The organism is Azospirillum sp. Marseille-Q6669 (genome assembly GCF_965111635.1).
The window spans coordinates 743997-770394 of the sequence record NZ_CBCOOP010000001.1; the positions used below are offsets into that span (position 1 = coordinate 743997).

Annotated in this window: 20 protein-coding genes; 10 read left to right on the forward strand and 10 right to left on the reverse strand. The window is 66.9% G+C overall.

Annotated features, from left to right (window positions below; genetic code table 11):
* Positions 1 to 4: 4 nt before the first annotated feature.
* From sufB to ACWPXE_RS03115, 5 genes are all read right to left on the reverse strand, one after another.
* Complete coding sequence (sufB, locus tag ACWPXE_RS03095) at positions 5 to 1492, reverse strand: Fe-S cluster assembly protein SufB (protein WP_014197137.1); 1488 nt, start codon at positions 1490 to 1492, stop codon at positions 5 to 7.
* 49 nt (positions 1493 to 1541) lie between these two features.
* Positions 1542 to 2024: an SUF system Fe-S cluster assembly regulator gene (locus tag ACWPXE_RS03100; protein WP_454016645.1), complete on the reverse strand. Its 483-nt coding sequence runs from the start codon at positions 2022 to 2024 to the stop codon at positions 1542 to 1544.
* A gap of 287 nt (positions 2025 to 2311) precedes the next feature.
* Positions 2312 to 3301, reverse strand: a complete 990-nt coding sequence (locus ACWPXE_RS03105; RefSeq protein WP_454016646.1) for a hypothetical protein — start codon at positions 3299 to 3301, stop codon at positions 2312 to 2314.
* 7 nt (positions 3302 to 3308) lie between these two features.
* Complete coding sequence (locus ACWPXE_RS03110) at positions 3309 to 3725, reverse strand: phage holin family protein (RefSeq protein ID WP_237906113.1); 417 nt, start codon at positions 3723 to 3725, stop codon at positions 3309 to 3311.
* Complete coding sequence (locus ACWPXE_RS03115; RefSeq protein WP_454016647.1) at positions 3722 to 4717, reverse strand: hypothetical protein; 996 nt, start codon at positions 4715 to 4717, stop codon at positions 3722 to 3724. Before ACWPXE_RS03115 ends, ACWPXE_RS03110 begins: the two co-directional genes overlap by 4 nt.
* 261 nt (positions 4718 to 4978) lie before the next feature.
* Between ACWPXE_RS03115 and ACWPXE_RS03120 the strand changes: the two genes are divergently transcribed.
* The 7 genes from ACWPXE_RS03120 to ACWPXE_RS03150 all read left to right on the forward strand — a co-directional run bounded on the left by ACWPXE_RS03120 (position 4979) and on the right by ACWPXE_RS03150 (position 14442).
* A complete protein-coding gene (locus tag ACWPXE_RS03120; RefSeq protein WP_454016648.1) occupies positions 4979 to 6415 on the forward strand; it encodes a hypothetical protein in 1437 nt (478 codons plus the stop codon).
* An 800-nt stretch (positions 6416 to 7215) separates the two neighbouring features.
* Positions 7216 to 7755, forward strand: a complete 540-nt coding sequence (locus ACWPXE_RS03125; RefSeq protein WP_237906116.1) for a hypothetical protein — start codon at positions 7216 to 7218, stop codon at positions 7753 to 7755.
* Positions 7748 to 8548, forward strand: a complete 801-nt coding sequence (locus ACWPXE_RS03130) for a response regulator transcription factor (protein WP_237906117.1) — start codon at positions 7748 to 7750, stop codon at positions 8546 to 8548. The genes ACWPXE_RS03125 and ACWPXE_RS03130 overlap by 8 nt, the downstream gene beginning before the upstream one ends.
* Positions 8529 to 10160, forward strand: coding sequence for a sensor histidine kinase (locus ACWPXE_RS03135; protein WP_454016649.1), 1632 nt, complete (start codon positions 8529 to 8531; stop codon positions 10158 to 10160). Before ACWPXE_RS03130 ends, ACWPXE_RS03135 begins: the two co-directional genes overlap by 20 nt.
* 201 nt (positions 10161 to 10361) lie before the next feature.
* Positions 10362 to 12998, forward strand: a complete 2637-nt coding sequence (locus ACWPXE_RS03140) for a cation:proton antiporter (protein ID WP_454016650.1) — start codon at positions 10362 to 10364, stop codon at positions 12996 to 12998.
* Positions 12999 to 13014: 16 nt separating this feature from the next.
* The gene (locus tag ACWPXE_RS03145) at positions 13015 to 13926 is read left to right on the forward strand and encodes a DMT family transporter (protein WP_454016651.1); all 912 of its coding nucleotides are present in this window, start codon (positions 13015 to 13017) and stop codon (positions 13924 to 13926) included.
* A 117-nt stretch (positions 13927 to 14043) separates the two neighbouring features.
* Positions 14044 to 14442 carry a hypothetical protein gene (locus ACWPXE_RS03150; protein WP_014197122.1) on the forward strand — a complete coding sequence of 133 codons (399 nt, stop codon included), beginning with the start codon at positions 14044 to 14046 and terminating at the stop codon, positions 14440 to 14442.
* A 33-nt stretch (positions 14443 to 14475) separates the two neighbouring features.
* Here ACWPXE_RS03150 and ACWPXE_RS03155 read toward each other — a convergent pair whose 3' ends face one another.
* The 5 genes from ACWPXE_RS03155 to rimI form a co-directional block, all read right to left on the reverse strand.
* The gene (locus ACWPXE_RS03155) at positions 14476 to 15960 is read right to left on the reverse strand and encodes an alkaline phosphatase D family protein (protein WP_454016652.1); all 1485 of its coding nucleotides are present in this window, start codon (positions 15958 to 15960) and stop codon (positions 14476 to 14478) included.
* A gap of 250 nt (positions 15961 to 16210) precedes the next feature.
* The gene (locus ACWPXE_RS03160) at positions 16211 to 16438 is read right to left on the reverse strand and encodes an anti-sigma factor family protein (RefSeq protein WP_103039101.1); all 228 of its coding nucleotides are present in this window, start codon (positions 16436 to 16438) and stop codon (positions 16211 to 16213) included.
* 331 nt (positions 16439 to 16769) lie between these two features.
* Positions 16770 to 17243 (reverse strand): sigma-70 family RNA polymerase sigma factor, encoded by a 474-nt coding sequence (locus ACWPXE_RS03165; RefSeq protein ID WP_035676146.1) that lies wholly within the window; start codon positions 17241 to 17243, stop codon positions 16770 to 16772.
* Between the two features lie 487 nt (positions 17244 to 17730).
* Entirely contained in the window at positions 17731 to 19212 is a 1482-nt protein-coding gene (locus ACWPXE_RS03170) for a RimK family protein (RefSeq protein ID WP_454016653.1), read from the reverse strand.
* The gene (gene rimI / locus ACWPXE_RS03175) at positions 19212 to 20405 is read right to left on the reverse strand and encodes a ribosomal protein S18-alanine N-acetyltransferase (protein ID WP_454016654.1); all 1194 of its coding nucleotides are present in this window, start codon (positions 20403 to 20405) and stop codon (positions 19212 to 19214) included. Before rimI ends, ACWPXE_RS03170 begins: the two co-directional genes overlap by 1 nt.
* Positions 20406 to 20693: 288 nt before the next feature.
* On the opposite strand from rimI, the gene ACWPXE_RS03180 reads away from it, so the two are divergent.
* The 3 genes from ACWPXE_RS03180 (at position 20694) to ACWPXE_RS03190 (ending at position 26278) form a co-directional block, all read left to right on the forward strand.
* Positions 20694 to 23192: a glycogen/starch/alpha-glucan phosphorylase gene (locus ACWPXE_RS03180; protein WP_454016655.1), complete on the forward strand. Its 2499-nt coding sequence runs from the start codon at positions 20694 to 20696 to the stop codon at positions 23190 to 23192.
* A 285-nt stretch (positions 23193 to 23477) separates the two neighbouring features.
* Positions 23478 to 24491, forward strand: coding sequence for an aspartate-semialdehyde dehydrogenase (locus ACWPXE_RS03185; RefSeq protein WP_014197111.1), 1014 nt, complete (start codon positions 23478 to 23480; stop codon positions 24489 to 24491).
* A 179-nt stretch (positions 24492 to 24670) separates the two neighbouring features.
* Entirely contained in the window at positions 24671 to 26278 is a 1608-nt protein-coding gene (locus ACWPXE_RS03190; RefSeq protein ID WP_103039104.1) for a peptide chain release factor 3, read from the forward strand.
* Positions 26279 to 26398: the final 120 nt, after the last annotated feature.

Here is a 26398-nt window from a genome sequence, read left to right on the forward strand (position 1 = left end):
GCGGTCAACCGACGCTGCCTTCGAGGCTGATGCCGACGAGCTTCTGGGCTTCCACGGCGAACTCCATGGGCAGCTCCTTCAGCACTTCCTTGCAGAAGCCGTTGACGATCAGCGACACGGCGTCCTCTTCCGACAAGCCACGCTGGCGGCAGTAGAAGAGCTGGTCCTCGCTGATCTTGGCGGTCGTCGCCTCGTGCTCGACGCGGGCGGTGCGGTTGCGGTTCTCGATGTAGGGCACCGTGTGGGCGCCGCACTGGTCGCCGATCAGCAGGCTGTCGCACTGGGTGTGGTTGCGCGCACCCTCCGCCTTCGGCAGGATCTTGACCAGCCCGCGGTAGGTCTGCTGCGCCCGCCCGGCGGAGATGCCCTTCGACACGATGGTCGAGCGGGTGTTCTTGCCGATGTGGATCATCTTGGTGCCGGTGTCGGCCTGCTGGAAGTTGTTGGTGATGGCGACCGAATAGAACTCGCCCACCGAATTGTCGCCCTGCAGGATGCAGCTCGGGTACTTCCAGGTGATGGCGGAACCGGTTTCCACCTGGGTCCAGGAGATCTTGGAGTTGCGGCCGCGGCAGGCGCCGCGCTTCGTCACGAAGTTGTAGATGCCGCCGACGCCTTCCGCGTTGCCCGGATACCAGTTCTGGACCGTCGAGTACTTGATCTGCGCGTCATCCAGCGCGACCAGCTCGACCACCGCGGCGTGAAGCTGGTTCTCGTCGCGCTGGGGCGCCGTGCAGCCTTCCAGATAGCTGACGTAGCTGCCCTCGTCGGCGATGATCAGCGTCCGCTCGAACTGGCCGGTGTTGGCTTGGTTGATGCGGAAGTAGGTGGACAGCTCCATCGGGCAGCGCACGCCCTTCGGGATGTAGACGAAGCTGCCGTCGGTGAAGACCGCGCAGTTCAGCGTCGCGTAGAAGTTGTCGGTGTAGGGCACGACCGAGCCGAGGTACTTCTGGACCAGCTCCGGACACTTGTGCACGGCCTCGGAGATCGCGCAGAAGATGATCCCCATCTCCTCAAGCTTGGCCTTGAAGGTGGTGGCGACCGACACGCTGTCGAACACGGCGTCCACGGCGATGGCCGGGCTCTTGCCCTCGGCCCCCTCGACGCCGGCCAGGATCTCCTGCTCGCGTAGCGGGATGCCCAGCTTCTCGTAGGTCTTCAGCAGTTCGGGATCGACCTCGTCCAGCGACTTCGGGCGGTCCTTCATCTTGGGCGCGGCGTAGTAGTGCGCGTCCTGATAGTCGATCGGCGGGAAGGACAGCTTCGCCCAGTGGCGCGGCTCCTCCATCTCCTGCCAGACGCGGAACGCCTTCAGGCGCCATTCGAGAAGCCATTCCGGCTCCTCTTTCTTGGCGGAGATGAAGCGGACGATGTCCTCGTTCAGGCCCTTGGGCGCGACATCCGATTCGATGTCCGTCGTGAAGCCGTACTTGTACTTCTGCTCCGTGACGGCGCGGACCTGTTCGACGGTTTCGGTCGTGGCGGCCATGCTTGTCTCTCGTTCCCTGAAAGCGTTGTCCGATGAAGGCGCCGAAACGTCAGACGGCGGCGCGCCGTGCCGGGCTGGGGCCGGCTCCAATGCTGTCGAGCGGGCCGGGTGGACCCTCCGCCCAGGCGGGCGGTCCCATCATGTCGGCCAGGGTCACCTGTTCGAGCGCGCTGCGAATGGCGCTGTTGACCTTTTCCCAGCCGCCGCGCATCGGGCACAGGCGCTGCACGCCGCACTGGCTGTCGCCGCCCTCCACGCAGGCGGTGAGCGCGATCGGGCCGTCGAGCGCCGTGATGATCTCGGCGATAGAGATTGCGTCAGCGGTGCGGCTGAGCGCATAACCACCGGCGGCGCCGCGGTGCGAGGTCGTAAGGCCCGCCGGGGTCAGCGTCTTCATGAGCTTGGCGACCGTGGGGGAGGGCACGCCCGTGCGCTCCGCCAGATGGGAGACGGTGTGAACCGTGCCCACATGGCGCGCCATTTCGCTCATCACGACGATGGCGTAGTCGGTCAGCTTGCTCAGCCGGATCATGACCACCCCGATACAGGACTAAATTGATCCTGATTAAGTGGCCATCATAGGACCTTTGTCAAGCGGAACCGGAGCGGGATAACCGGGAAAAACACTCGGGTATAAGGATGGCAGGCCTGCGCCCGGCGCACGCTGCGGCGAACTGTCGCGGATGCTCTCCACCCACGGGAAACCCATGCACTGCGGTCGGACAAAGAAAGACCGGCCCCGCGGTGGAGGCCGCGGGGCCGGTGCAGTCAGCGTGGAACCCGAAGGGAGCCGACGGGGGAGCCATGAGCGAAACCGGATCAGCCCGGCTTGCGCGCCTCCTCCCGGGCCGCGTCGCTGGCCGCGCTCACCGCGTCGCCGACCTCTTCCTTGGCGGCTTCGACCGCCGCGCGGGCGGCGCGGGTGCCGCGGTCCATGGCGTCGAGGGCCATCTCCTTGGCGCGGCTCGTCGCCTCGTCGGCGTAGTCCCCGACCCAGCGGTCCTCATAGCGGGAGGACGGGATGCTGGCGCCGAGCGCGGCGCCGAGCGCGACGCCCATCATGCCGGCCACCACCGGATGGTCGTCCACCATCTCCCAGAAACGTCCGGTCGCGCTGTGCAGCCGGTCCGAAGCCCGGAAATGGCTGGCGCCGCCATGGTTGCCATGGTTGCCGATGTGACTGTCCACGCGGCTGCTCATGTCCCGGCGCATGTCTTGCGCCCGGTCACGGGCTTGATCGGTCAGGCCGCGCACACGGTCGCCTGCCTCGTCCACGACGCCGCTCGCCCGTTCGTAGACATGGCTTGCCGCGTCGCTGGCCCGCTCGTAGGCGTGGCTGGCCGCATCGCGCACGCTGCCGCCGGCGCTGTAGAAGGTGTCGCGAGCGTATTGCGCGGCGCTTCCGGCGCGGTCGCGGACGTTGTGCATCGCTCCGCTGCGTGCGATGCGCCGGTCGTAGCCGGAGGCGGTGAGGGCCAGCCAGCCCAGCCCGATGCCGATCATGGCGAGCGGGATCGGGTTGCTGCGCATGGTCTCGCCGACCGAATGGGACCGTTGGTGGGACTGGTTGCGGATCGGTTCGTAATAGCGGTCCTGGGCGCGTTCGCCGTAGCCGCCGGTGGTGGTGTGCATCCGGTTCATGGTCTGCTCCATCAGGTGACGGGGAGCGAGCCGCGCGGTCTTTCGCTTCAGGACCTGGATCGTGTCGCCGATCCGGGCCTGGCGTTCGCGGATCTCCCGTTGCATCGCGTCGTAGTCGCGGGGCGTTCCGCGCCCCTTCTCACCGCCGTTCTTCGGTCCGTCGCTCATGGGCCGCTCATCGGGCGAGCTGGGAGCGGGCCCAGCGTTTGTCGTCACGCAGCGTCTCAATGGTGCGTTGCGGCTGGAGATTCTCCGGACTGAGCCGCTTCTTGCCGATCATCGCCAGCACGCCGCCGATGACCAACACGACGACCCCGACAATGACGGCGGCCAGCCAGGGCTCGACCACCTTCGACAGAGCCAGCACCGCCGCGGCCAGCAGGACCAGGACGCCGGCGAAGGCGATCAGGCCGCCGGCGACGACATAGGCTGCGCCGCCCGCCGCCTGTCCGGCCTTCTCGGTCAGCTCGGCCTTGGCCAACTCGATCTCGGTGCGGGCGAGGTTGGTGGTCTCCCGCGCCAGATCGGCGAACAGGCCGGCGATGGGTCGGTCTTGCCGCGGATCGTAGGAACGGTCCTCCGCAGCGCTCATGGTTTGATCCCCTGGATCGGGTTGTTGCCGGACACCGGCTTGGACTCGCTGGTGCTGCCCTGAGTGGCATTGGATGTGGTGCCGGGCGCGGAGCCGGCGACCATTTCGGCGGCGTCGCGGGTGCGGGCGGCGGTGGTCGCCGCGGTGGCGGTGTTCAGCGGACGCGGACTCTCCTGGTTACGGCCGATCCCGCCGCCGGCCGAGTTTATGGCTGTCGCCGACGTCATGCCGGTCGACGCCATGCCGGAGGAGGCGAAGCCGGACGACAGACCGGACCTCGGCCGTGCCGCGCCGGGGCCTTCCGCAGAGGCCGAGCCGCCGATGCCGCCGGGTCCGGCGCGGCGATGGCCGGCGAGGTCATGGTCGGTGCGCAGAGCCTCCTGTCCAGCGCGGTCGGCGCCGCGCAGCCCGAAGTCACGGTAGTCGTGATGGTCCTGGTCACGACCGCCGTATCCACGGTCGTGCCGGGCGTACCCACCGGTCAGACGCGACGACGACGCGCCGCGAAATCGCCGTTCTCCGGAGCTTTTGACGAAGCGGGCGAACAGGAAGCCGACGGCGAAGGCGGCACCGACGAAGACCTCCGGCTGACGGCGCGCGAAACGCTCCACCTGGCCGACCATGTCGTCCACGGTTGAGTTGCGCAGCATGTCGGCAACCCGCTCCACCCGGTCGGCGGCCTGTCCGGCGTAATGGGCGGCGGTTCCGTTGTTCTCCTCGTTCAGCTGTTCCGCAGCCTTGTGCAGCGCGTTGGCGACGCTGCCCAACTGGTCGGCGGCGCGGTCCGTCTGCGTCTCCAGAAGCGAGCGGATGCGACCCTGCGCGGCGCCGATGGTGTCGCGGCCGGCATCGGCTGCTTCGCCGGCCATCCGGTTCACGTCGTCCGAGGGACTCCGGTTCTGCGAACGATCGTTGCCGAATCCACTGTTCGCCATCGGGTCCGGCGTCTTGCGGTTCGGTTCGCCGGTGCCCAACGTATCGCGGTCTGCCATCTGTTTTCCTCCTCGGGGTCGGCTGCGGATGTGTTCCGGTCCGCAGCCTGCGGCAATTCGCCGCGCTTTGCGGCGTCCGATGTCGGGAATCAAACACACTCATGGGCATTGGAGTTCCGGGGTGTGTATTGCGTTCCTGCGCGGCAACGCGGGGTTGCCGGCGCCGATTCCATTGGCGCTGTCGGAATTGGACGGCCTGCGAAAGTGTGCTAAACTTCTCCGCGAATTCGCGAAGGTTCCAATGAACCGGAGGAGGCGGCCGTGAACGGCATTTTTTCCGCTCTGAGCAACGGCCAGAACAGCCTTTTCCAGCTCCAGAAGGCCAAAAAGGACTGGGAGCGCGCGCTGGAGGCCATGGAGGGAAAGGACGCCAAGCAGGTCCTGACCGAGAAGGCCGACCAAGCAAAGCTGCCCTTCACCATGACTCCGGAGCAGCAGAAGAATTTCACCGCCGTGGTCAACGCGCTGGAGGAAGCCAAGCGCGTCGGCGGGCCGAAGGCCGTCGCCGCGCAACGGCTGGAAGAGGTCGAGCGCAAGATCGAAGAACTGAAGATGATGATGCGCCACAGCCGGGGCGACCGGGAAAAGCTGGTGCAGCTGGCGCGGGAGGCTGCGATCCTTGCCAAGCAGGCCGGACGGGCGGCGAAGGAGTATGGCGCCGGCGTGGCCGCCGCTGCGGAGATGGGACTTCCCGGCGGGGCGGGGGCGCCGTCCATCGGTGGCATCACCATCGAGCGGACGACCACCCGCACCTCCATCACCATGGTTCAGACGGAAATCGCCGTCGATGTCTCGGTGACCATCCGCGGCGACGGCGCGACGGCTGAAGGCGCCTTGACCGAAGGGGCGCCGCAGGACACGCCGCCAGCCCCGGCGCTGCCGACGGACGCTGCGGCCGCCGACGGCACAAGCACGGCTGAGGATATGGCGGCCGGCGAAGAGGCGGCGGAAGACGGAGAGGCGCGTGCCGCCGAGACCGTCGCCGCGGAAGCCGCCGGTCTGGCCGGGCAGGCCACGGCCCAGGGCGTTGCTCCGGATGGCAAGCCGCCATCGGACGGCAAATCCTCCACTGGAACGGCGGGCACCGAGAAAACGGCGGCCGAGAAAACGGAAGAAGAAAAGAAAAAGGACCGGGCCGAAGGGAAAACCGACGAGGATGCCGAGGACGGGCAGGGGACCGACCTCGAGCAGCTGATGAAGGACGTGGCGCCCAGCCTGAACGCCACCCCCAACACCCCGTCGGGCGAGCGGATCCGCAACTACATCCAGCGGATGATGGCCGACAACGATCTGAAGATGTCGCGCTACCGTGAGGCCGACGAATTCGGGCGTCGGGTGGAGTCCGTCCTCGCCGAGGCGAAGTCGATCATCGCCGAAGCAAAGGCCGCCAACGAGTTGGATCAGGCCGAAGAGCGGCGCAAGGCGCGGCGGGAGTCCTTCAAGGATTACGACAAGGTCGTGGAGGAGGCGCAGGACAACGTCAACGAACTGCGTCAAGCGGCCTTCGGGTCCGGCACGACACTGAAGGATTTTGTGGAGGCCATGACCAACCCGGACGGCACGGACGGCGATTCCGGCGAGCCGGACGGTGCCGCTGGAGAGGCCGCAACCATGCCTTCGGCGGACAGCCTCGCGGCGCTCGGTGGGACGGATCTGGGAATGCCCGCCCTGTCTGGTTCGGTCAATCTGCTCGCGTAAGAGCATCGGTGCACCGAAAGCTCAGGGCACCCCCTTCGTGCGCGTTGGGCGATCACCTTCGGCAGTATCGCCATCTGGGTAATCCAGCCCATTTCGCAGTCCACGCGGTCTTGACGACGGCCTCGGTCCGGCGCAGGATGGTCGGCGTGAAGGTTGATGCTCGAAAAGCATTGTACGCACAGTGCCGACCGGCGGTAACGACGGTCGGATAGAAGGCTGGAGTTCAAGCGGCAACATCCTGTGAGACGCCATCGCGGCGTTCTCATCTTACCGATATTGTTGCCCGTCCGGCTGACCGGCGGTGGGGCCATACCCGGGTGGCTCCGCCGCCGATTGTTTTTGGGGCTCTTTTTCGCCCTTTCCTTCTCCCTTCCCAACCGCCGGTTTTCGCGCCCATGGGCGCATGGTGCCACGCGCCGTGCGCAAGGCCTCCTCGCGCTTTTCCCGTCACAGGATAAGCCAAAGGGAAGTATGGGTATTTGAGGCGATTGACGCCCAGCCACCTAGCCCACAAATAGGCAAATTAGTTCGAAATCCGACCTATCGATAGGAGTAGGAACAAAAATTGGCCGCAAATGTGCGCAAAAAGGGGGTATCAAACAGGGGTTTAACGCCACATTAACCAGACTGGACTGACCTTGATCTCACGGAGGCGGCAAGTGCAGGCATGGGGCCAGCAACACCGCCCGCGAATTCAACCACGTTGCTTGAAAGGCCCGACGATGACGATGACGGGTACCATATGCGAAGTGGCTGGAACCAAAGCCGGAGTGGGGTGCCGGCGGCGGAAGGCGGGCCTTGTGCTGGCGGTTCTTCTGCTGGCCGGGTGCCCCGGCACCACGGTTCCTCCCGAAACGCAGACCGCCGGACCGACCGCCATGGCCGTTCCGGTGCCGAAGACGAAGCCTGCTCCTCCGCGCGTCAAGACTGCGGGGAAGGATCAGGCGGCCACGCCGGCGGTGAGCGGTCCGGGGACCGGTCCCGCCGCCGAGGTCATCGCCATGGCTGGGACAGAGGTGGCGGGGCTGCCCCCCGTACCGTTCGGCGGCGCCAGCCCGCCCGCCACCCTGTCCCCCGAAACGCTCGTCGGCCTGGACCAAGTCCAGACCCGGCGTCTCCTGGGCACCCCTGCCGCAACGGAAGAGGCGCCACCTGCAAAGGTGTGGCATTACGCTAAGGGCGATTGCTCGCTCAAAGTCTTCTTCTTCATGGACATGACGTCCTCCCAGGACTTCCGTGCCCTTTCCTACGATATGAAGAGCAGCGAAAATGTCCCAGATGTCGATAAACGATGCTTCGCTCAACTCCTTGCCCAAGGCTGGGATGTCCGCAATGACTGAGGCCGCCGTCGCCCGCGTGGCGCTGGTCGACGACGACGACCTGTTCCGCGAATCCCTCAGCCTCAACCTCGCCGACGAGGGGTATGAGGTCATCACGTTCGACCGTGGCGAACCCGCGCTCGACTTCTTCGCCGAGGGCGGTTCGGTGGACATCGTCCTGCTGGACTGGCGCATGCCGAAGATGGACGGCATCGACGTCCTCCGCCAGATGCGCTCCCGCGGCATCGACCTGCCGGTGATCTTCCTCACCGTGCTGTCGGATCAGATTTACGAAGAGGCCGCCCTGGCCGGCGGCGCACTCGACTTCGTGGAGAAGTCGCGTAGCCTGTCCATCCTGTTGAAGCGCATGCGCCTCATCGTGGATGGCTCCAAGGGCACGCCCGAGGAGGCCGAGGGGCCGAAGGAATCCGTCTACGCGCTGGGCAACCTCGACCTGCGCCTGGACAACAGCCGCGCCCTGTGGAACGGCAAGCGCATCGACCTGACGCTGACCGAGTTCAACATCGTCAAGCTGATGGCGACCCGCCCGGAAGAGGACGTGTCCTACCGCGAGATCTACGACCTTGTGCATGGCAAGGGCTTCCTGGCCGGCTACGGCCCGTCGGGCTACCGCGCCAACGTCCGCGCCTTCATCAAGCGCATCCGCCAGAAGTTCCGCGTGGTGGACGCCGAGTTCGATTGCATCGAGAACTATCCGGGCTTCGGCTACCGCTGGGGCAACGGCACCGGCGGCACGGGCCGCACGCGGGATGACGACGCGGATGTGATGGTCGATGGCGCTGCTGCCGATTGAGGCCCACGGGCCGGACGGCGCGCGGGACGGGGCGGAACTCACCAAGGGAGGCTTCTCCATGGCGGGTTTCCCCGGCGGCCGGTTGCGGTGGCTGTGGCACTCGCTGGCCAGCCGGCTGGCGCTGCTGACCATCGTCTTCCTGGCGGTGCCGGTGCTGATCTACGATCAGTTCCAGCGGGCCGACACCACGACGCAGACCCTGCTGCTGCAAAGCGCGCAACGGCAGGGCGAGCTGATCGCCCGCGCGCTGGAGCCGGACCTGTCCCGCGCCAACCGCGCGGCCCTGCCGCAGCTCGGCCCCATCCTGCGCCGCTTCGCCGACGGGAACACGCGGCTGAAGCTGCTGGTCCGGCCGCGCGCCCTGGCCGGCAACAACCTGATGGGCAGCGACGGCTTCTATTACGTCGCCGCCGCCCCGTCGGTGCCCACCGACGATCTGGACGCCGAGCGGCACCAGCTCCTCGAACAGGGGGTGCTGGACCGGCTGGGCGCTTCCTGCGCCGGAAACGAACCGTTGGCGCTGCGCCTGCCGCGCGCCTCCGGCGGCTACGAGATTCTGACCTCTGTCACGCCGATCAACACGGCCTTCGGCTGCTGGGCGCTGGTGACCAGCCACACCGCCGGCGGCTATCTGGAATCCTCCCTGGGACGCCCCTACTGGAGCACGCCGGTCGTCCAGGCCGCGGCGATGATCTACATCGTCATGGCGGCGCTGGTGATGGCGGTGCTGTTGGGGGTCTGGCGCAACCTGCACCGCTTCGGCGACTTGGCGCGCGACATCGTGTCGGGCGGCATCGGCGAGAGCGGGCAGGGGTCCTTCACCAACCGCAACACCGTGCCGGAATTGTCCGGGGTGGCCGAGGACTTCGACCGGCTGGTCGACACCCTGCGCGAAAGCGCGCGGTCGCTGCGCCGCGCGGCGGAGGACAACGCCCACGCCTACAAGACGCCCATCGCGGTCATCCGCCAGTCGGTGGAGCCGCTGCGCCGCTCGCTGTCCGCCGAGGACAACCGCAGCCAGCGCGCCCTGACCATGATCGAGAAGTCGGTCGACAAGCTCGACGGGCTGGTCTCCTTCGGGCGGCGTATGGACGAGGCCGCCGCCGATCTGCTGGTCCCGCCGCGCCGCCGGGTGGACCTGTCCGATCTGGTGGAGCGCATGGCCGGCGGTTACACCAGCCTGCTCGCCGAACGGCAGCTCCACATGCGCTCGCGGATCGAGTCCGGGGTGGTCGTGCGGGCCAGCGAGGACATCCTGGAGACCGTCATCGAGAATCTGGTGGAGAACGCCGTCAGCTTCTCCCCACCGGACGGCACCGTCAGCGTGCGCCTGTCGCGCAACGGCGCCTGGGCGGAGCTGGTGGTCGAGGACGAGGGGCCGGGCGTCGATCCCGCGAACCTGCCGCGCATCTTCGAACGCTACTTCTCCCAGCGCGAGCCGGGACGGGGTATGCCGGAGGACGCTGCGGCCCAGAACCAGGCCGAGGCGACCCATTTCGGCATCGGCTTGTGGATCGTGCGGCGGAACATCGAGGCCTTCGGCGGCAAGGTCCGCGCCGAAAACCGCTCCACCGGCGGCTTCCGCATGACGGTGACGCTGTCGGTGGCCTGACGGGGGCGGTGGCCTGACGGGGGCGGTGGCCTGACGGGGTGCAAGCCCTGTACGTTCCCATCCGTACGGGTGTGGCCGGACCGTACGTCCGGTCACACGTACGGAACAGCTTTGTCCCTTATCCTGACCTTGCTCCCGCCCCAATCGGGCGATACCGTGCGCCGCGACTCCCCAAGGCCCCCCAAAGGGCAAGGCAGCCCCATGCACGTCATCGTCATCTATGTCCTCGCGGTATCCGGCCTTCTGGCGCTGGTCAGCCTGCTCCCGCCACTGGCGGCCCGGCTGCGGGTGCCCTACACGGTGCTGCTGGCCGCCGTGGGCGTGGCACTGGGACTGGTGATCCAGACTTTTGCCGGCCAGGGCGGCACGGGTCCCTTTCATGACTTCCTGAATTCCCTGGCCGAGATGGACATCTCGTCCGAGGTGCTGATTTACGTCTTCCTGCCGGTGCTGCTGTTCGAAACGGCCTTGGCGGTGGACGTGCGGCGGCTGCTCGACGACGTGTGGCCGATCCTGCTGATGGCCGTTGTGGCGGTGTTCGTCTGCACCTTCGCCGTCGGCTATGCGCTGACCCTCTTCACCTCGATGGGGCTGGTGGCCTGCCTGCTGCTGGGGGCGATCGTCGCCACCACCGACCCGGCAGCGGTCGTCAGCATCTTCCGCGACCTCGGCGCGCCACGCCGCCTGACCATGCTGGTCGAGGGCGAAAGCCTGCTGAACGACGCCGCGGCCATCGCGCTGTTCACGCTGCTGCTCGGCATGCTGACCCGCAACGCCCATGGCGGGGCGACCGAAGCGGTGATGGAGTTCCTGCGCGACTTCGCCGGCGGCGTGCTGACCGGTTATGTGTGCGGGCGCGTGGTCTGCATGATCGTCGAGCCGGTGCGTGACCAGCCGATGGCCGAGATCACGCTGACCGTGGCGCTCGCCTATCTCAGCTATGTGCTGGCGGAGCATTATGTCGGCGCGTCGGGGGTCGTGGCGGTGGTCACGGCGGCGCTGGTCGTCGGCTCGGTCGGGCGCACGCGCATCTCCCCGGCCACATGGGGGGCGCTGGAGCATGTTTGGAAGCAGCTCGGCTTCTGGGCGAACTCGCTGATCTTCCTGATGACGGCGCTGCTGGTGCCGCGCCTGCTCGGCGGCATCGGCTGGAGCGATGTCGGGCTGGTGCTGGTCGTCGTCGGTGCGGCCACGGTGTCCCGCGCGCTGGTGCTGTTCGGTCTGCTGCCGCTGCTGTCCGGCGCCGGTCTGGCCCAGCGCGTCAGTCACGCCTACAAAGCGGTGATGCTGTGGGGCGGCCTGCGCGGCGCGGTGTCGCTGACGCTGGCCCTGGCCGTCACCGAAAACGGGCGTGTGCCCGACCGGGTCCAAGGTTTCGTCGCGGTGCTGGTCACCGGCTTCGTCTTCTACACGCTGTTCATCAACGGCACGACGCTGCGCGCCGTCATCAACCTGCTGGGCCTGAACAAGCTGTCGCCGGTCGAGCACGCCATGCGCAACCGCGCGCTGGCTTTGTCGCTGACCGGCGTGCGTGAGCGGGTGGAGGGGCTTGCCCACCGCTACGAGGTTGACGAGCAGGCTGTCGGGTCCATTGTGTCGCAATACAGCGACCGGCTCGATGCCATCGTCCGGGAGCGGTCGACCGAAGCGCCGCTGAACAACGAGGACCGCGTGACCATCGGCCTCGTCATCCTGGTGAACCGCGAGGAGGAGCTGTATTACGAGCATTTCCGCGAAGGCATCCTGTCGCGCGGGGTGGCGGAGCTGCTGAACCGCCGCACCGGACGCCTGCTCGACGCAGTGAAGACCCAGGGGCGCGCCGGTTACCGTGCCTTCGAGGAGCCCTTCATCTCCTTCACGCCCTGGATGCGGGTCGCCAGCCTGCTGCACCGGCGGCTGGGCATCCACGCGCCGCTGGCCCGCCGGCTCGCCTTCCGGTTCGAGATTCTTCTCGGCGTGCGCACCGTGCAGCGCGAACTTCTCGAGTTCATCAACGACAAGGTCGGCCAAGTGCTGGGCACCGACGTCGCCTGCGAATTGGAAGGGATCCTGACCGTCCGCCTCGCCATGGTCGAGCAGGCCCTGGCGGCGCTGAAGCTGCAGTATCCCGACTACGCGCTGATCCTGCAGAGCCGCTACGTCAGCCGCGCCGCCCTGAGGCTGGAGGAGGCGGATTACCGGGCGCTCTTCGCCGAATCGATCATCAGCCAGGAAATCCTAAGCGATCTGCAACGCGATCTGGACGACCGCCGCCGCGCGCTCGACGCCCTGCCGAAGCTTGATCTGCGGCTCGATCTGATGGACCTCGTCGGGCGGGTGCCGCTGTTTGAGGGGCTGGAGGGCGACCGTCTGCGGGGCATTGCCACCCTGCTGAAGCCACGGCTGGTCCTGCCCGGTGAGACCATCGTCCGGCGGGGCGAGCGCGGCGACGCCATGTTCTTCATCGCGTCCGGCGCCGTCGAGGTGCTGGTTCCGGGTCTGGACGAGCCGGTCCAGCTCGGCACCGGGGAGGTGTTCGGCGAGATGGCCCTGCTGACCCGCCAGCGGCGCAACGCCGATGTGCGTGCGATGGGCTATTGCCAACTGCTGGTCCTGGATGTGAGAGACTTCCATCGGCTGGTGAAGAAGGACGCAAGCCTGCGCGCCCATCTCCAGTCGGTGGCCGAGGCGCGGCGCAACCCGCCGCCCAAGCCTTTGGAGGAGGCCGTGACGCCCGTGGCGGAAGCGCGTGCGGTGGAAGCGCCCAAGCCGGACCTGTCCGGCGTCGCGCCCGCCCCGGACGCCCCGTCCTTGGCGGCCGAGGTTCCAACCGCGGAAGGCGCGCAGGCGCGGGGATAGGAGTCGAGGAAAAGCGATGACCGTGCAAGCGACCACCGCCGCCGCGGGCGGGCGGCCCGATTGGGTGCGCCTGATGCCGGGCGTCTTCGTCCTGCTGTGGAGCACCGGGTTCATCGGCGCCAAATACGGCCTTCCCTACGCGGAACCGCTGACCTTCCTGCTGGTGCGGCTAGGCTTGGTGGCCGTAGTCCTCGGCGTCGTCGCCCTGGTCACCGGAGCGCCCTGGCCGAAGAGCTGGGCCGAGGCCGGACGCATCGCGCTGGCCGGGCTTCTGGTGCACGGCGTCTATCTGACCGGGGTGTTCTGCGCCATCGCGAAGGGCATGCCGGCGGGTGTGACCGCGCTGATCGTCGGCATCCAGCCGTTGCTGACCGCCGCACTCTCCGGCCCGCTGCTGGGCGAGCGGGTGAGCGGACGGCAATGGGTGGGGTTCCTGATGGGGCTGGCCGGAGTCGGGCTGGTGGTGGGCGAGAAGCTCCACTTCGACTCGACCGACGCGCTGGGCATCGGGCTGGCGCTGGCCGCCCTGCTGGGCATCACCTTCGGCACGCTCTATCAGAAGCGCCACGGCACGGCGATGGACCTGCGCAGCGGTGCCGCCATCCAGTACGCCGCGACCGCGGCGGTGCTGGCGGTGCTGGCCCCGCTGTTCGAGACCATGCACATCGACTGGACCGGCGAATTCGTCTTCGCCCTGCTGTGGCTCAGCTTCGTGCTGTCGGTGGGAGCGATTTTCCTGCTGTTCCTGTTGATCCGGCACGGTGCGGCGGCGCGCGTGGCGAGCCTGTTCTATCTGGTCCCGCCGGTGACGGCGGTGATCGCCTGGGCGATGTTCGGGGAGCGCCTGGGGCTGCTGGCCCTTTCCGGCATGGCGCTGGCGGTCGCCGGGGTCGCCCTGGTCAACCGCAGCGCCAAGCGCGCGGCCTGACGCCGTGCGCATTGCCTCGGCGGAGCGCTCCGACTATGCTTTCCCGCACCGGCAAAAGATCCGGCGGCGTCCGCTGGTTCAATCACGCTTCGGCAAACCACATCGGAAGTGAGTGTCATGGACGGCCTGGAGCCCATCTCGCTCGATGACAACCAGACCCTGCAGGCCATCGGCATCCTGGCCGATGTCCTGGACGGGGTGGACGGCCCCGGCGGGCTGGACACGGTTCTGGTTTCCAAGGCGCTGCGGCAGGTGATCGCCACCAAGTCCCAGCCGGCCTTCGAATTCGCCACCCGCGCCTTCAACACGCTCGACGCCGACGTGCGCCGTCAGGTGGCGGAGACCGCCGATCAGGCGGCCCACGATTCGGTCGAGCTGCGCGCGCGCGTCGGTGGTTTCCTGGCGACCTCGGCCAAGGCGCCGGGGGCCGGCGGCCCGGCCACGCCGGCGCAGGCCACCAGCTTCCTCAACGCGCTCAATCTGCGCAACCGCCGCCGGTCGCCGCAGTCGGAGTGAGCCGGCGGGCTCCTCCGGTCCGATCGCCTGGATTCAGATCACCTGGGTGTAGCGGTTCGGCTGGCCTTCGGCCGACCAGCGGGCGTGGATCTGGCCCTTGCCGTCGAAGATTAGCGACAGCCAATTGCGCTGTCGGATGATGCGTTTGCCCGATTCGGGAAAAGCCGGCATTTCGAAAACATAGCCGTTGGGCAGGGTTTCCTTGCGGCCGGCCAGCCATTCCAGGGCGAAGGCGGTGGCTTTGGCGGGCGGCGGGTGGACGACCCCCGACGCGATGAGCTGCCAGATTTCCACGCCGCCGCCGCGCAGCACGGCCCGCGCGCCCGCGTGGATTTCGCCCGACACGGAGGTCACCCGGCACCCGGTGCGCCGCGAGAATTCCGCCAGAAGGCCGATCAGGCGCAGCCATTCCTCGGCGTGGGCCGGGCTGCGCCACTGGTCGCGCAAATCGTCCTCGATTCCGACGCGGACGGGCGACAGGCCGACCGCCCGCTCCATCACGCCGGTGTCGAGGTAGAGCAGCGGCACGCTGGACATCAGGATCAGGTGCCGGCATCCCTTGAAGCGTTCCAGCCACTCCGGCAGGGCGTCCCACACCCGGTCCGACAGAACGCGGCGGGGGGTGCGGTCGCTGCGCATGTCCAGTGCCAGAACGCCGACATCGCCGAGCCGGAACCCCTGGCTGAAGGAGTCCAAAGGTGCCCCCCACACGCATTCCGGCTGGGCGCCCTCCATGGCGGCCAGTTGGAACAGCGAGAAGTGGCGGCGGGCGGCCGCGTAGACGCCGCGCCAAGCCGGGGACATCATCTCCTCATCCGGGTGGGAGCCCCAGCCGTCGAAGATGTCGTGGTCATCCCACATCATCACCGAGGGAATTCGGGCGGTCACCGCCGCGGTTTCCGGCTGGCCCCAGACCCGCAGATAAAGGTCGAAGTAGAAGTCCGTCGCCTCCTCCGCCATGGCGGGGGTAAAGGGCTCGTCCAAGCGGGCGGCGTCGGTCCGCTTCTTCCAGGCGCTGAGCAGCGGCGGCTTGCGCCACACCGCGTCGGCGTAGAGCTGATCGCCACCTTGCAGCAGCAGGTGAAAGCGCTCGCCCTCGTGACGGCGGCGCAGATCACCCCACAGGGCGTTGCGCGGTGCGTCCAGCCCGGTGATCTTCTCCTCGTCCTCCGCCCCGTTGCAGGAGACATAGGCGATCCGCGGCGACGAGGCGCGTCCCGGCACGGTCACCGCCCAGATGTCCCCCGGCGACGCCCCATCGGTGAAACCATAGGCGGCCTCGACATCGCGGGTGCCGCGCGGTATGGCGAAATCGAAACGCCAGACATGCCGGTTGCCCCACTGAGCGAGGTGGCGGGGCGGCACGGGCAGGGTTACGCCGTCCACCCGTAAATCATAGGGTTCGGCGTCGCCGTCCAGCACGAAGAGGGCGGACAGCCACCAGCGGTCGCCTTGCTCTCCCCGGAAATAAAGGACGGGACCCAGAATGATGTTCGGTGCCGGCCTGCCGCGCGCCATGGACGCTGTCTATCCTCTTCGTTCCCGCCGGTCCGGGCGCCCATGGCCCAGCTTCCGTTTCCGCGGCTCCTGTTTATGGGAAAAGCCGCAGGTCTGTAAAAGGGGCAAGCGTTGATCCGAAGGGGGAAGCCGCGTGGAAATGCGGGAGAACGCGCCGCGGTGGTGGAAGGCCAGGGTGCGGGCAAAAAAAGCGGGCGGCCGGGTCGTCCGGTCGCCCCTCATGTGACGATGGAACACGGGAATCGGGGGGCTAGTCCTTGCGGCGCTGCCTCAGCAGTTCGAGCATGCGCGCCGGTACCGGTTCTTCCAGCACGGGATCGTAAAGGCGGTGAAGCTCATCCACATGGCTCCTGTGGAAGGTCACCACGGCCTTCGCGTCGGCGTCGTCCTCTACGGACTGCTCGAACTCCTGACGCTCCTTATCGTCCAAGGCACCGTCAAGATATGCGTTGATATGGTTCATCGTCACACGCTTCATATCTTTTGATCCCGGAACGTCTCCGGAGGCCATCCCCCCGAGACGGAAACGATCCGCGACGCAGAGTTCAATATAGTGCGGCGGGCACGGCGTCGGGAGTGGTGACTTACCTCTTCTTATGGAGAGGATGCCGATACCGCCAAATGGTTGGCGCAGCGTATCCGATCGTTCCCCGTGGATGTTCGGCCACTCCGCTGCAGCCATACTCGTTTCGCACGCGGGATGTAACAGCCGCTCCCGTTGGTTGTTCCGGCGCCGGACTGTCCGATGCGATGGAAGAATCAACCTGTTGTACGGTTGCCATACCCCGCGGCGCATTCCCTGCCGCGTCCTAGGCGGCCATCAGGTTGTTCAGCCGCTCGCGAGCCCGGCACAGGCGGGACCGGATGGTGCCGATGGAGACGTTCAGCTTCTCCGCGGCCTCCTGATAGGGGCGGCCTTCGATGGCGACCAGCTTCACGACCTTGCGCTGGCTGGGGGTCAGGGCGCCGAAGGCGCGGTCCACGTCGCGGAAGACCAGCCGTGCGATCTGCGAGGCCTCGACCGACATGGCGCCGTCCCACAGTTCGACCTTGGTGACGTGCTTTTCACGTTGGAGGTTGTTGAAATGCAGGTTCTTCAGCATCGTGGTCAGCCAAGCCTGCATGTTGGTGCCGGGCTCGAAGCGATGCTGGCGGGACAGAGCGCGGGCAAGACAGTCCTGGGTGAGATCCTCGGCGGCGCTGACGTCGCGCGTCAACTTGCAGGCATAACGCTGCAGGTTCGGCATGCAACGGATCAGTTCGGATTCGAAACAATACGCCATTGTTGCTCTTCCTCCAGCTTCTCTTCATTCGGCGGGGCTGCCGGTCCGTGGTGACGGCGCCCCCGTCCCGAGATTTCAGTTCGCGGGATTCAGACTCCCGAGGCTTCGGTGGGAGACGATCCCTTTTTCGACGCGCCCATTTTCGACGCGTGGTCCCTTCCGGCGCCGGTCCTGTGGCCGCGCCGGTTGTTGCGATTCGTGTCGGTGGTTTAGAATGCGGTGGTGCTGCCTAGCAGTGTCCGGGTGTCGGTCCGGCGCAGCACAATGAGCAGTTCGTCGTCATCAACGGTCTCCCGCTCTCCAGCCTGGGCAACTCCAAAGCGTTGATGCGCTTCGGTGTTGCTCCCGTTCGTGGTGACGTTGATTTCATAACGCGGTGGGAAGAGGCTTGTTCCCCGGCGGCCACAGCCGAAAACATCTTAGGAGGAGAACTGATCGGAATGTGGGGGGCATCCAAACGGATGGCGGAACTGCCCAAAGGGGGATCTCAGACTCCGGAGCCGGGCTTGCGCGGCCGCGATTCCAGGCGGCGCAGGAATTCGCCCATGATGAGGCGGTACAGACCGTCCTTCAGCTTGGCGTCCTCGACGCCGAGGTCGATGCTGGGGTTGTCGTTGATCTCGATGACGAAGACGCCGCGCTCGTTCTGCTTCACGTCTACGCCGTAGAGCCCGTCGCCGATCAGTCCCGCCGCCTTCACGGCGGTCTCGATGACCTCGCGCGGCGCCTCCTCGACGGCCAGCGTGCGTGCGGAGCCCTGTTCGGCGCGGCCGTTGCCGCCGTGCTTGACGATCTGCCAGTGCTTCTTCGCCATCAGATACTGGCAGACATAGATCGGCTGCCGGTTCAGCACGCCAACGCGCCAGTCGAACTCCGTGTACATGAACTCCTGGGCCAGGATCACGTCAGACTGCTCGAACAGGCCTTCGGCAGTCGCATCCAACTCGCTGCGGGTCTGCACCTTGAAGACGCCGCGGGAGAAGGAGCCGTCCGGAATCTTCAGGACGATGGGGTAGGGGATCTCCTGATCCAGCGTCGCCAGCCCGCGCTTGTCGAAGATCACCGTCTTCGGCGCCGGGATGCGGTTGGCGCGCAACAACTCGGCCAGATAGACCTTGTTGGTGCATTTCAGGATCGAGTTCGGATCGTCGATCACCGGCATGCCTTCCGTCGCCGCCTTCTTGGCGAAGCGGTAGGTATGGTGGTCGAGATTCGTCGTCTCGCGGATGAACAGCGCGTCGAACTCGGCGAGGCGGGCGTAGTCCTTCTTCTCGATCAGCTCGACCGCGATGCCCAGGCTTTCCCCGGCCTTGACGAATTTCTGGAGCGCGCGCGGGCTGGAGGGGGGAAGCTCCTCCTTCGGGTTGTGCAGGATGGCCAGCGTGTAGCGCGGTGGCGCCTTCGCCGCCGGCTCCCGCCAGGAGGTGCGGGTGTAGGCGTCGAGCGCCGCCTGGAACAGCGGCTCCTGGTCGGGCCGAAGGTCGGCCAGAGACAGCGGCTCCAGGGCATGGACGGTCCAGCCCTCCTTCAGCCGCACCTGAACCTTCAGCAGGGGACAGCGGAACAGGTCGAAGATCGTCCGGGCGATGTCCTGGAACCGGGCGTCGTCGGCGTGGCCGAAGAAGAGGGTGAGGTTGAAGGACGCTTCCGGAGGGTGGTCCATCCGCTTGATCGCCTTGCGCAGCGCCTCCTCCACCTCGGCCAGTTGGGCGCGGTAGAAGGTCTTCTGCGACAGGTCCAGGATGGTCCGGACGGAGGGGATCACCCGCTCGCCGCGCGCCTCCGCCAGCAGCGAGACATAGTAGCCGGTGCCCAGATAGCGGTAGCTGCGCGAAAGGTTTAGCACCCGCGCGCCGCGCGGCGCCTGCTCCGGGTGGGCGATGTAGTCGCGGGCGCTGATCACCGGCAGCCCGTCCTTCGCCCATTTCACGTCCGCCCGGCGGTCGACGACCAGGAGATGCGCGGGCATCAGTCGGCGACCCCATCGGAGGCCCGATCAGAGGGCTGGGGGCGAAGGAGAAGGGCGGCCTTCAGCTGGGCCTTTCCGTAGCGGGCCATGCGCTCGAAATCGGCTTTCGGGATCGGCATGTTCATCCGGTCGATGTGAGCGTGGTGACGATCGTACACAAGCGGATCATGAACATAGAGAAAGCGGTCGTCGGCACCGGTCACGACGACCCAATGCGGAAATTTTTCGTGATAGATCCGGTAGGAGCTGATGAGCACGATGGGGATGGCCCCGCCCGCCACCGCGTCGGCCATGTCCTGGGCGGTCAGGGTGTTGTGGCGGACGGTGGCGCCGCTGCCTTCCAACTCGTCGAGGAAGTCCTCGTGCACGATGCGCATGACCTCCTTCTTTTCGTCGCTGCGCACGCTGTCCAGGAAGGGGGTGGCGTTGTCCTTGATGTGGATGTCCACCGCGAAGCCGCGCCGCGCCGCCGCCAGCGCCAGCCCGAACGGGCCGCAGCCGCCATGGCCGGAGGTCATGAAGACCGTGGTCGATTCCCGCCACAAGCGGATTTCGAGTTTCCGCCCCAGTTCGATCTCCGCGGGCTTCAGCGCCTTCATCGCCATCATCAGGGCCGACGGGCCGCAGGTGAAGTCCAGGGTCTGCTGGTAGTAGGGGACCAGAGGCCCGCCCAGCGGCGCGCTGGGGCCGCTGTGGCCGAGGCGCTTCTCAAGCCGCAGCGCCTCCATATGGTCTTCATAATAGTCGGTGTAGACGCCGAACTCGCGGTAGCCGGCCTTCTTGTAGAGATCGATGGCCGCGGCGTTGTCGCGGCGCACCTCCAGCCGCAGGTAGATGCAGTCCCGCGAGCGGGCCGCCTGCTCCGCCGCGGCGAGCAGCCGCTTGGCGACGCCCTGGCCGCGGTGGCCGGGGTCGACGGCGAAGGAGTAGAGCCGGGCGAGCGAGGTGCCGGAATGGAAGGACACCAGGGCGTAGCCGACAACCGTGCCGCTGTGGACTTCCACAAGGCCAGTGGCCTTGGCTTTCGTGAGCAAATATTGAAAACTACGTCGGGTCAGGCGGTCGGTGGCGAAGCACCGCTCTTCGATGGCCAGCAGCGCGGGGATGTCCGCCGGCTGGGCCTGACGGAGCAGGATGGTGGCGTCGCCGGGCAGCTCCTGGCGGGAGTCCGCAGATTCGGTATTGTCGAGCATCGGGAGGTTCAAAGAGGCTGACACGGACGCCATCTTACTCCCTCCAGCGGGGCTTCGCAGCGATTACCGGTATGGGCGCGCTGCGGAGGTGGCCTTCGTTTTGACACAGCGCGTCTGGCACAAGGGCAAGCCCCGGCTGTTGCTCTGGACGAACGGCCTAGCCGTTTCGACTGGTTGGCCGCAGCGACTTAAACGTTGCTTAACCATGGACCCCGGAAACTGCCGCCGATGGAAGACCGGCTAAATAACCGCCGCTCCAGTTGGCCCTGGAAAGAAGAAAGTCAAGACATGGACGCTCGGTATAAGTCCCGCGAGATCGAACGCCGCAGTCTGGATGTCGACGGGCTGAAGCGCTCGTTTCTGGAGTGGCTGGTTTATTCCGTCGGCAAGGACGCGCGGGCGGCGACCCGGCGCGACTGGTTCCACACCGTGGCGCTGGCCGTGCGCGACCGCCTCGTGGACCGCTGGATGGACACGACGCGGACCTATTACCAGCAGGACGCCAAGCGCGTTTACTACCTCTCGCTGGAATTCCTGATCGGCCGCCTGCTGACCAACAGCCTCGCCAACCTCGGCATCACCGACCAGTGCCGTCAGGCGCTCGACCGCATCGGTCTGAACCTTGACGACGTGGTGGAGGCTGAGCCGGACGCCGCGCTCGGCAACGGCGGCCTCGGCCGTCTGGCCGCCTGTTTCCTCGACAGCATGGCGTCGGAAGCGCTGCCCGGCTACGGCTACGGCATCCGCTACGAGTTCGGCCTGTTCGAGCAGCGTTTTGAGCATGGCTGGCAGGTCGAGTATCCGGAGCAGTGGCTGCAGTTCGGCAACCCGTGGGAGTTCCCGCGCCCGGAGGTGCTGTACCCCGTCCAGTTCTATGGCCGCGTCGAGGAGTTCCGGGATTCGGTGGGCGAGCGCGCCTACCGCTGGGTCGACGCCGAGCGCGTGCTGGCCATGGCCTACGACACGCCGGTGGTCGGCTACGGCGGCGACACGATCAACACGCTGCGCCTGTGGTCGGCCCGCGCCACCCGCGACTTCAACTTCGGCCACTTCAACGACGGCGCCTACATGAAGGCGGTCGAGCAGAAGGTGCTGACCGAGAATCTGAGCCGCGTCCTCTACCCGAACGACGCGACGGAGGGCGGCAAGGAACTGCGGCTGAAGCAGGAGTACTTCTTCACCTCCGCCTCGCTGCAGGACATCCTGCGCCGCTATCTGCAGCACCATTCCAATTTCGACAGCCTCCCCGACAAGGCGGCGATCCAGCTCAACGACACGCACCCGGCCATCGGCATCGCCGAGCTGATGCGGCTGCTGGTGGACCAGCACGGCGTGACCTGGGACAAGGCGTGGGACATCACCCGCGCGACCTTCTCCTACACCAACCACACGCTGCTGCCCGAGGCGCTGGAGGCGTGGCCGGTGCGCATGATGGAGCGCGTGCTGCCGCGCCACATGCAGATCATCTACGAAATCAACGCCAAGTTCCTCAACCGCTCCAAGGCGCGGGCGGCGGGCGACAACGGCCGGCTGTCCCGCCTGTCGCTGATCGACGAGCGCGGCGACCGCCGGGTGCGCATGGGCAATCTGGCCTTCCTCGGCTCGCACAAGGTCAACGGCGTCTCGGCCCTGCACACCGAGCTGATGAAGCAGACCGTCTTCGCCGACTTCCACGCGGAGTTCCCGGAGCGCATCAACAACAAGACCAACGGCATCACGCCCCGCCGCTGGCTGCATCAGGCGAACCAGCCGCTGGCCGCGCTGATCACCAGCCGCATCGGCAACGGCTGGATCAAGGACCTCAGCCAGATCAAGGCGCTGGCCGAGAAGGCCGACGATCTGGTCTTCCGCGAGGAGTTCCGCCGCGCCAAGCGCAAGAACAAGAAGCGGCTGGCCGCCTACATCGCGCGCCAGACCGGGGTGGACGTGCAGGTCGACAGCCTGTTCGACGTGCAGGTCAAGCGCATGCACGAGTACAAGCGCCAGCTCCTGAACATCCTCCAGGCGATCGCGCTGTACAACGAGATGCGCGACAACCCGACCGTCTCCTGGGTGCCGGTGACCAAGATCTTCGCCGGCAAGGCGGCGCCGAGCTATCACATGGCCAAGCTCATCATCAAGCTCATCAACGATGTGGCGAAGGTGGTGAACCATGACCCGTCGGTCCACGACAACCTGAAGATCGTCCTGCTGCCGAACTATAACGTGACGGCGGCGGAAATCATCATGCCGGCGGCCGACCTGTCGGAGCAGATCTCCACCGCGGGCATGGAGGCGTCGGGCACCGGCAACATGAAGCTGGCCCTGAACGGCGCGCTTACCATCGGCACGCTGGACGGCGCCAACGTCGAGATCCGCGAGCATGTGGGCGACGACAACATCTTCATCTTCGGTCTGACCGCGGAGGAGGTGAACGACCTGCGGGCCAGCGGCGGCTTCAACCCGCGCGACGTCATCGCGTCGAACCCCAGCCTGAAGCGGGCGCTGGACATGATCTCCACCGGCGTCTTCTCGCCGGACGATCCCCACCGCTACCACCCGATCCTCCAGGCGCTGACCGACGGCGGCGACCATTTCCTGGTGACGGCGGACTTCTCCGACTACTGCCAGGCGCAGCAGGCGGCCATGGACCTCTACCGCGACCAGGAGGAATGGACGCGCAAGGCCATCCTGAACACGGCCAACATGGGCTGGTTCTCCTCCGACCGCACCATCATGGAGTACGCGACGGAGATCTGGGACGTGCATCCCGTGAAGCCGGAGCATCCCGCCGAAAGCGAGACCTGACGCGGCCCTGTCCGGAGCCGGACAAAAATTGTGCTGCGAAGGCGCGGGCGCTTTACAAGCCCCGCGCCTTTCGTTTATCTAGCGAGTTATGAATCGCTCGCTCGCCATCACCATCACCACTACCAAAACGACCCGCTCCGGCGGGCCGTCGGACGGTGGCGTGCGTTGATCGAGTAAGACGCTTCACCCACCACGAAGGCCCCGCCGGACACGGACGGGGCCTTGGTGCATCTGGGGCCGCCGTCCACGCTCGATCCGGGCAAGACCAAAGGACGGACCACACCCATGAGCACCTCTTCTCCTTCTCCCCGCCGCGTCGCCATCGTTGGTGCCACGGGCGCCGTCGGCCGCGAGATGGTCGATGTTCTTCACCGCCGTTCGTTCCCGGTCGCGGAACTTGGCCTGTTCGCGTCGGAGCGCAGCGCCGGCCGCACGGTCGAGACCCCGTTCGGCGAGAAGACCCTCGTGGCGTTCGACGTCGAGAAGGTGAAGGGTTACGACATCGTCCTGCTCGCCGTGTCCGGTGATTTCGCCAAGGAGCACGCGCCGGCCATCGCCGCGGGCGGCGCGCTGGTGATCGACAACTCTTCGGCCTTCCGTTACGACGACAACGTCCCGCTGATCGTGCCCGAGATCAACGCCCACGCCATGGGCGATGCCAAGCTGATCGCGAATCCCAACTGCACGACCGCCATCGCCGTCGTGGCGCTCGGTCCGCTGCACAAGGCCTTCGGCCTGAAGCGCGTCATCGTCTCCACCTATCAGGCGACCAGCGGCGCCGGTGCGGAGGGCATGGCCGAGCTTGAGGAGCAGACCCGCAACCAGCTCGACGGCAAGCCGGTCGTCAACAGCGTGTTCCGCCACCCGATCCCCTTCAACCTGATCCCCCAGATCGACGCCTTCCAGGAGAACGGCTACACGAAGGAGGAGATGAAGGTGACCTGGGAGACCCGGAAGATCCTGGAAATCCCGGACCTGCCGGTCAGCTGCACCGCGGTGCGCATCCCGACCTACCGCGCCCACTCCGAGGCGATCACGGTCGAGACGCTGTCCCCGGTCACCCCGGACGCCGCCCGCGCCGTTCTGGCCGACGCGCCGGGCGTGGTGGTGAAGGACGTGCCGGCGGACGGCGTCTACCCGATGCCGCTGAACGCCACCGGCCAGTTCGACGTCGAGGTCGGCCGCATCCGCACCAGCCTGATCTTCGGCGACCACGGCCTCGACCTGTTCGTCTGCGGCGACCAGCTCCTGAAGGGTGCGGCGTTGAACGCCGTGCAGATCGCCGAGCTGAGCCTGTAAGGCCTCGGAACCCTTCATCCCTGCGTCCGTCTGGCCTCCGTCCGTCTGGCGGCAGGGATGAAGGCTGGAACGGGCCGGTCTTCGCTGCTATCTATACGTCCGAACGAAGAGGGCCGTGGGGCGTTCCGCCTCCCGGCCCTCTTCGCCGTTGTCTGCACCGCTGAGTTACGGGAACGCGCATGTCCGAGCTTCTGGACGCTGTTTCCCGGCGTCGAACCTTCGCGATCATCGCGCATCCCGACGCCGGCAAGACCACCCTCACCGAAAAGCTGCTGCTGTTCGGCGGCGCCATCCAGATGGCCGGCGCCGTGAAGGCCCGCGGCGAGCAGCGCCGCGCCAAGTCGGACTGGATGAAGGTGGAGCGCGAGCGCGGCATCTCCGTGACCGCCTCCGTCATGACCTTCGATTACGAAGGGCGCACCTTCAACCTGCTGGACACGCCGGGCCACGAGGACTTCTCGGAGGACACCTACCGGACGCTGACCGCGGTGGACAGCGCCGTCATGGTGATCGACGGCGCGAAGGGCATCGAAAGCCAGACCTTGAAGCTGTTCGAGGTCTGCCGCCTGCGCGACGTGCCGATCATCACCTTCTGCAACAAGATGGACCGCGAGGCCCGCGACCCCTTCGACCTCATTTCCGAGATCGAAAGCTCGCTGGCGCTGGAGGTCACCCCGGCGAGCTGGCCCATCGGCATGGGCCGCGACTTCCTGGGCTGCTACGACCTGATCCGCGACCGTCTGATCCTGATGGACCGCACCAAGGGCGACGAGATCGACGACGGCATCGAGTGCAACGGCCTCGACGATCCGCGCCTCGATGAGCTTCTGCCGGACCACGCAGTGGCAAAGCTGCGCGAGGAGGTGGAGATGGCCCGCGGGCTGATGCCGCCCTTCGACCTGGAAGCCTATCGCGCCGGCCATCTGACGCCGATTTATTTCGGCTCGGCGATCAACAACTTCGGCGTGCGCGAGCTTCTCCAGGGCTTGGCCGAGAACGCCCCGCCGCCGCGCCCGCAGCCGGCGGAGCAGCGCTCGGTTCAGCCGGACGAGGGCAAGTTCAGCGGCTTCGTGTTCAAGGTCCAGGCCAACATGGACCCCAACCACCGCGACCGCATCGCTTTCGTGCGCATCTGCTCCGGCAAGTTCAAGCGCGGGGCGAAGCTGAAGCATGTCCGGTCGGGCAAGCTGATGGCGGTGAACAACGCCGTGCTGTTCCTGGCCCGCGACCGCGAGCTGGCGGAAGAGGCGTGGCCCGGCGACATCATGGGCATCCCCAACCACGGGTCCTTGCGCATTGGCGACACGCTGACCGAGGGCGAGGATCTGCGCTTCACCGGCGTGCCGAGCTTCGCGCCGGAACTGCTGCAGCGTGTCCGCCTGGAAGACCCGATGCGCGTGAAGCATCTGCGCAAAGCGCTGGAGCATTTCGCGGAGGAGGGTGCCTCCCAGGTGTTCAAGCCGCTGACCGGGGCGGATTGGGTGGTCGGCGTGGTCGGCCAGCTCCAGTTCGAGGTGCTGGCGGCCCGCATCGAGGCGGAATACGGCCTCGCCGCCCGCTTCGAGGGGGCGGGGGTGGACGCCGCCCGCTGGATCGAGACGGACGACGAGGACCAGCTCAAGAAGTTCCTCGACCTCAACCGCTCGGCGGCGGCGGAGGACCATGACGGGGCGCTGGTCTTCCTGGCCCGCAACGCTTGGCACCTGAACCGCACGCAGGAGGATTTTCCGGCCCTGCGCTTCCTGAAGACACGCGAGCAAAACCGCAAGGTGCACACCGCCGCGTAACGTTCATCCAGAGCCATGCGGAACGCGCTGGCCATTCGCCGGGATCGCGTTCCGCGTGTTGCTCCTCCTGTCTGATTCGAGTAGCGTTTGCTGACGCAGCCTCCGCGGCATGGTGCCGCA

Excerpts from the sequence above, each read along its gene's own strand:
- sufB (WP_014197137.1), bottom strand. The coding sequence starts at position 1,492 with ATGGCCGCCACGACCGAAACCGTCGAACAGGTCCGCGCCGTCACGGAG.
- ACWPXE_RS03100 (WP_454016645.1), bottom strand. The coding sequence starts at position 2,024 with ATGATCCGGCTGAGCAAGCTGACCGACTACGCCATCGTCGTGATGAGC.
- ACWPXE_RS03105 (WP_454016646.1), bottom strand. The coding sequence starts at position 3,301 with ATGAGCGACGGACCGAAGAACGGCGGTGAGAAGGGGCGCGGAACGCCC.
- ACWPXE_RS03110 (WP_237906113.1), bottom strand. The coding sequence starts at position 3,725 with ATGAGCGCTGCGGAGGACCGTTCCTACGATCCGCGGCAAGACCGACCC.
- ACWPXE_RS03115 (WP_454016647.1), bottom strand. The coding sequence starts at position 4,717 with ATGGCAGACCGCGATACGTTGGGCACCGGCGAACCGAACCGCAAGACG.
- ACWPXE_RS03130 (WP_237906117.1), top strand. The coding sequence starts at position 7,748 with ATGACTGAGGCCGCCGTCGCCCGCGTGGCGCTGGTCGACGACGACGAC.
- ACWPXE_RS03135 (WP_454016649.1), top strand. The coding sequence starts at position 8,529 with ATGGCGCTGCTGCCGATTGAGGCCCACGGGCCGGACGGCGCGCGGGAC.
- ACWPXE_RS03140 (WP_454016650.1), top strand. The coding sequence starts at position 10,362 with ATGCACGTCATCGTCATCTATGTCCTCGCGGTATCCGGCCTTCTGGCG.
- ACWPXE_RS03145 (WP_454016651.1), top strand. The coding sequence starts at position 13,015 with ATGACCGTGCAAGCGACCACCGCCGCCGCGGGCGGGCGGCCCGATTGG.
- ACWPXE_RS03150 (WP_014197122.1), top strand. The coding sequence starts at position 14,044 with ATGGACGGCCTGGAGCCCATCTCGCTCGATGACAACCAGACCCTGCAG.
- ACWPXE_RS03155 (WP_454016652.1), bottom strand. The coding sequence starts at position 15,960 with ATGGCGCGCGGCAGGCCGGCACCGAACATCATTCTGGGTCCCGTCCTT.
- ACWPXE_RS03160 (WP_103039101.1), bottom strand. The coding sequence starts at position 16,438 with ATGAAGCGTGTGACGATGAACCATATCAACGCATATCTTGACGGTGCC.
- ACWPXE_RS03165 (WP_035676146.1), bottom strand. The coding sequence starts at position 17,243 with ATGGCGTATTGTTTCGAATCCGAACTGATCCGTTGCATGCCGAACCTG.
- ACWPXE_RS03170 (WP_454016653.1), bottom strand. The coding sequence starts at position 19,212 with ATGCCCGCGCATCTCCTGGTCGTCGACCGCCGGGCGGACGTGAAATGG.
- rimI (WP_454016654.1), bottom strand. The coding sequence starts at position 20,405 with ATGCTCGACAATACCGAATCTGCGGACTCCCGCCAGGAGCTGCCCGGC.
- ACWPXE_RS03180 (WP_454016655.1), top strand. The coding sequence starts at position 20,694 with ATGGACGCTCGGTATAAGTCCCGCGAGATCGAACGCCGCAGTCTGGAT.
- ACWPXE_RS03185 (WP_014197111.1), top strand. The coding sequence starts at position 23,478 with ATGAGCACCTCTTCTCCTTCTCCCCGCCGCGTCGCCATCGTTGGTGCC.
- ACWPXE_RS03190 (WP_103039104.1), top strand. The coding sequence starts at position 24,671 with ATGTCCGAGCTTCTGGACGCTGTTTCCCGGCGTCGAACCTTCGCGATC.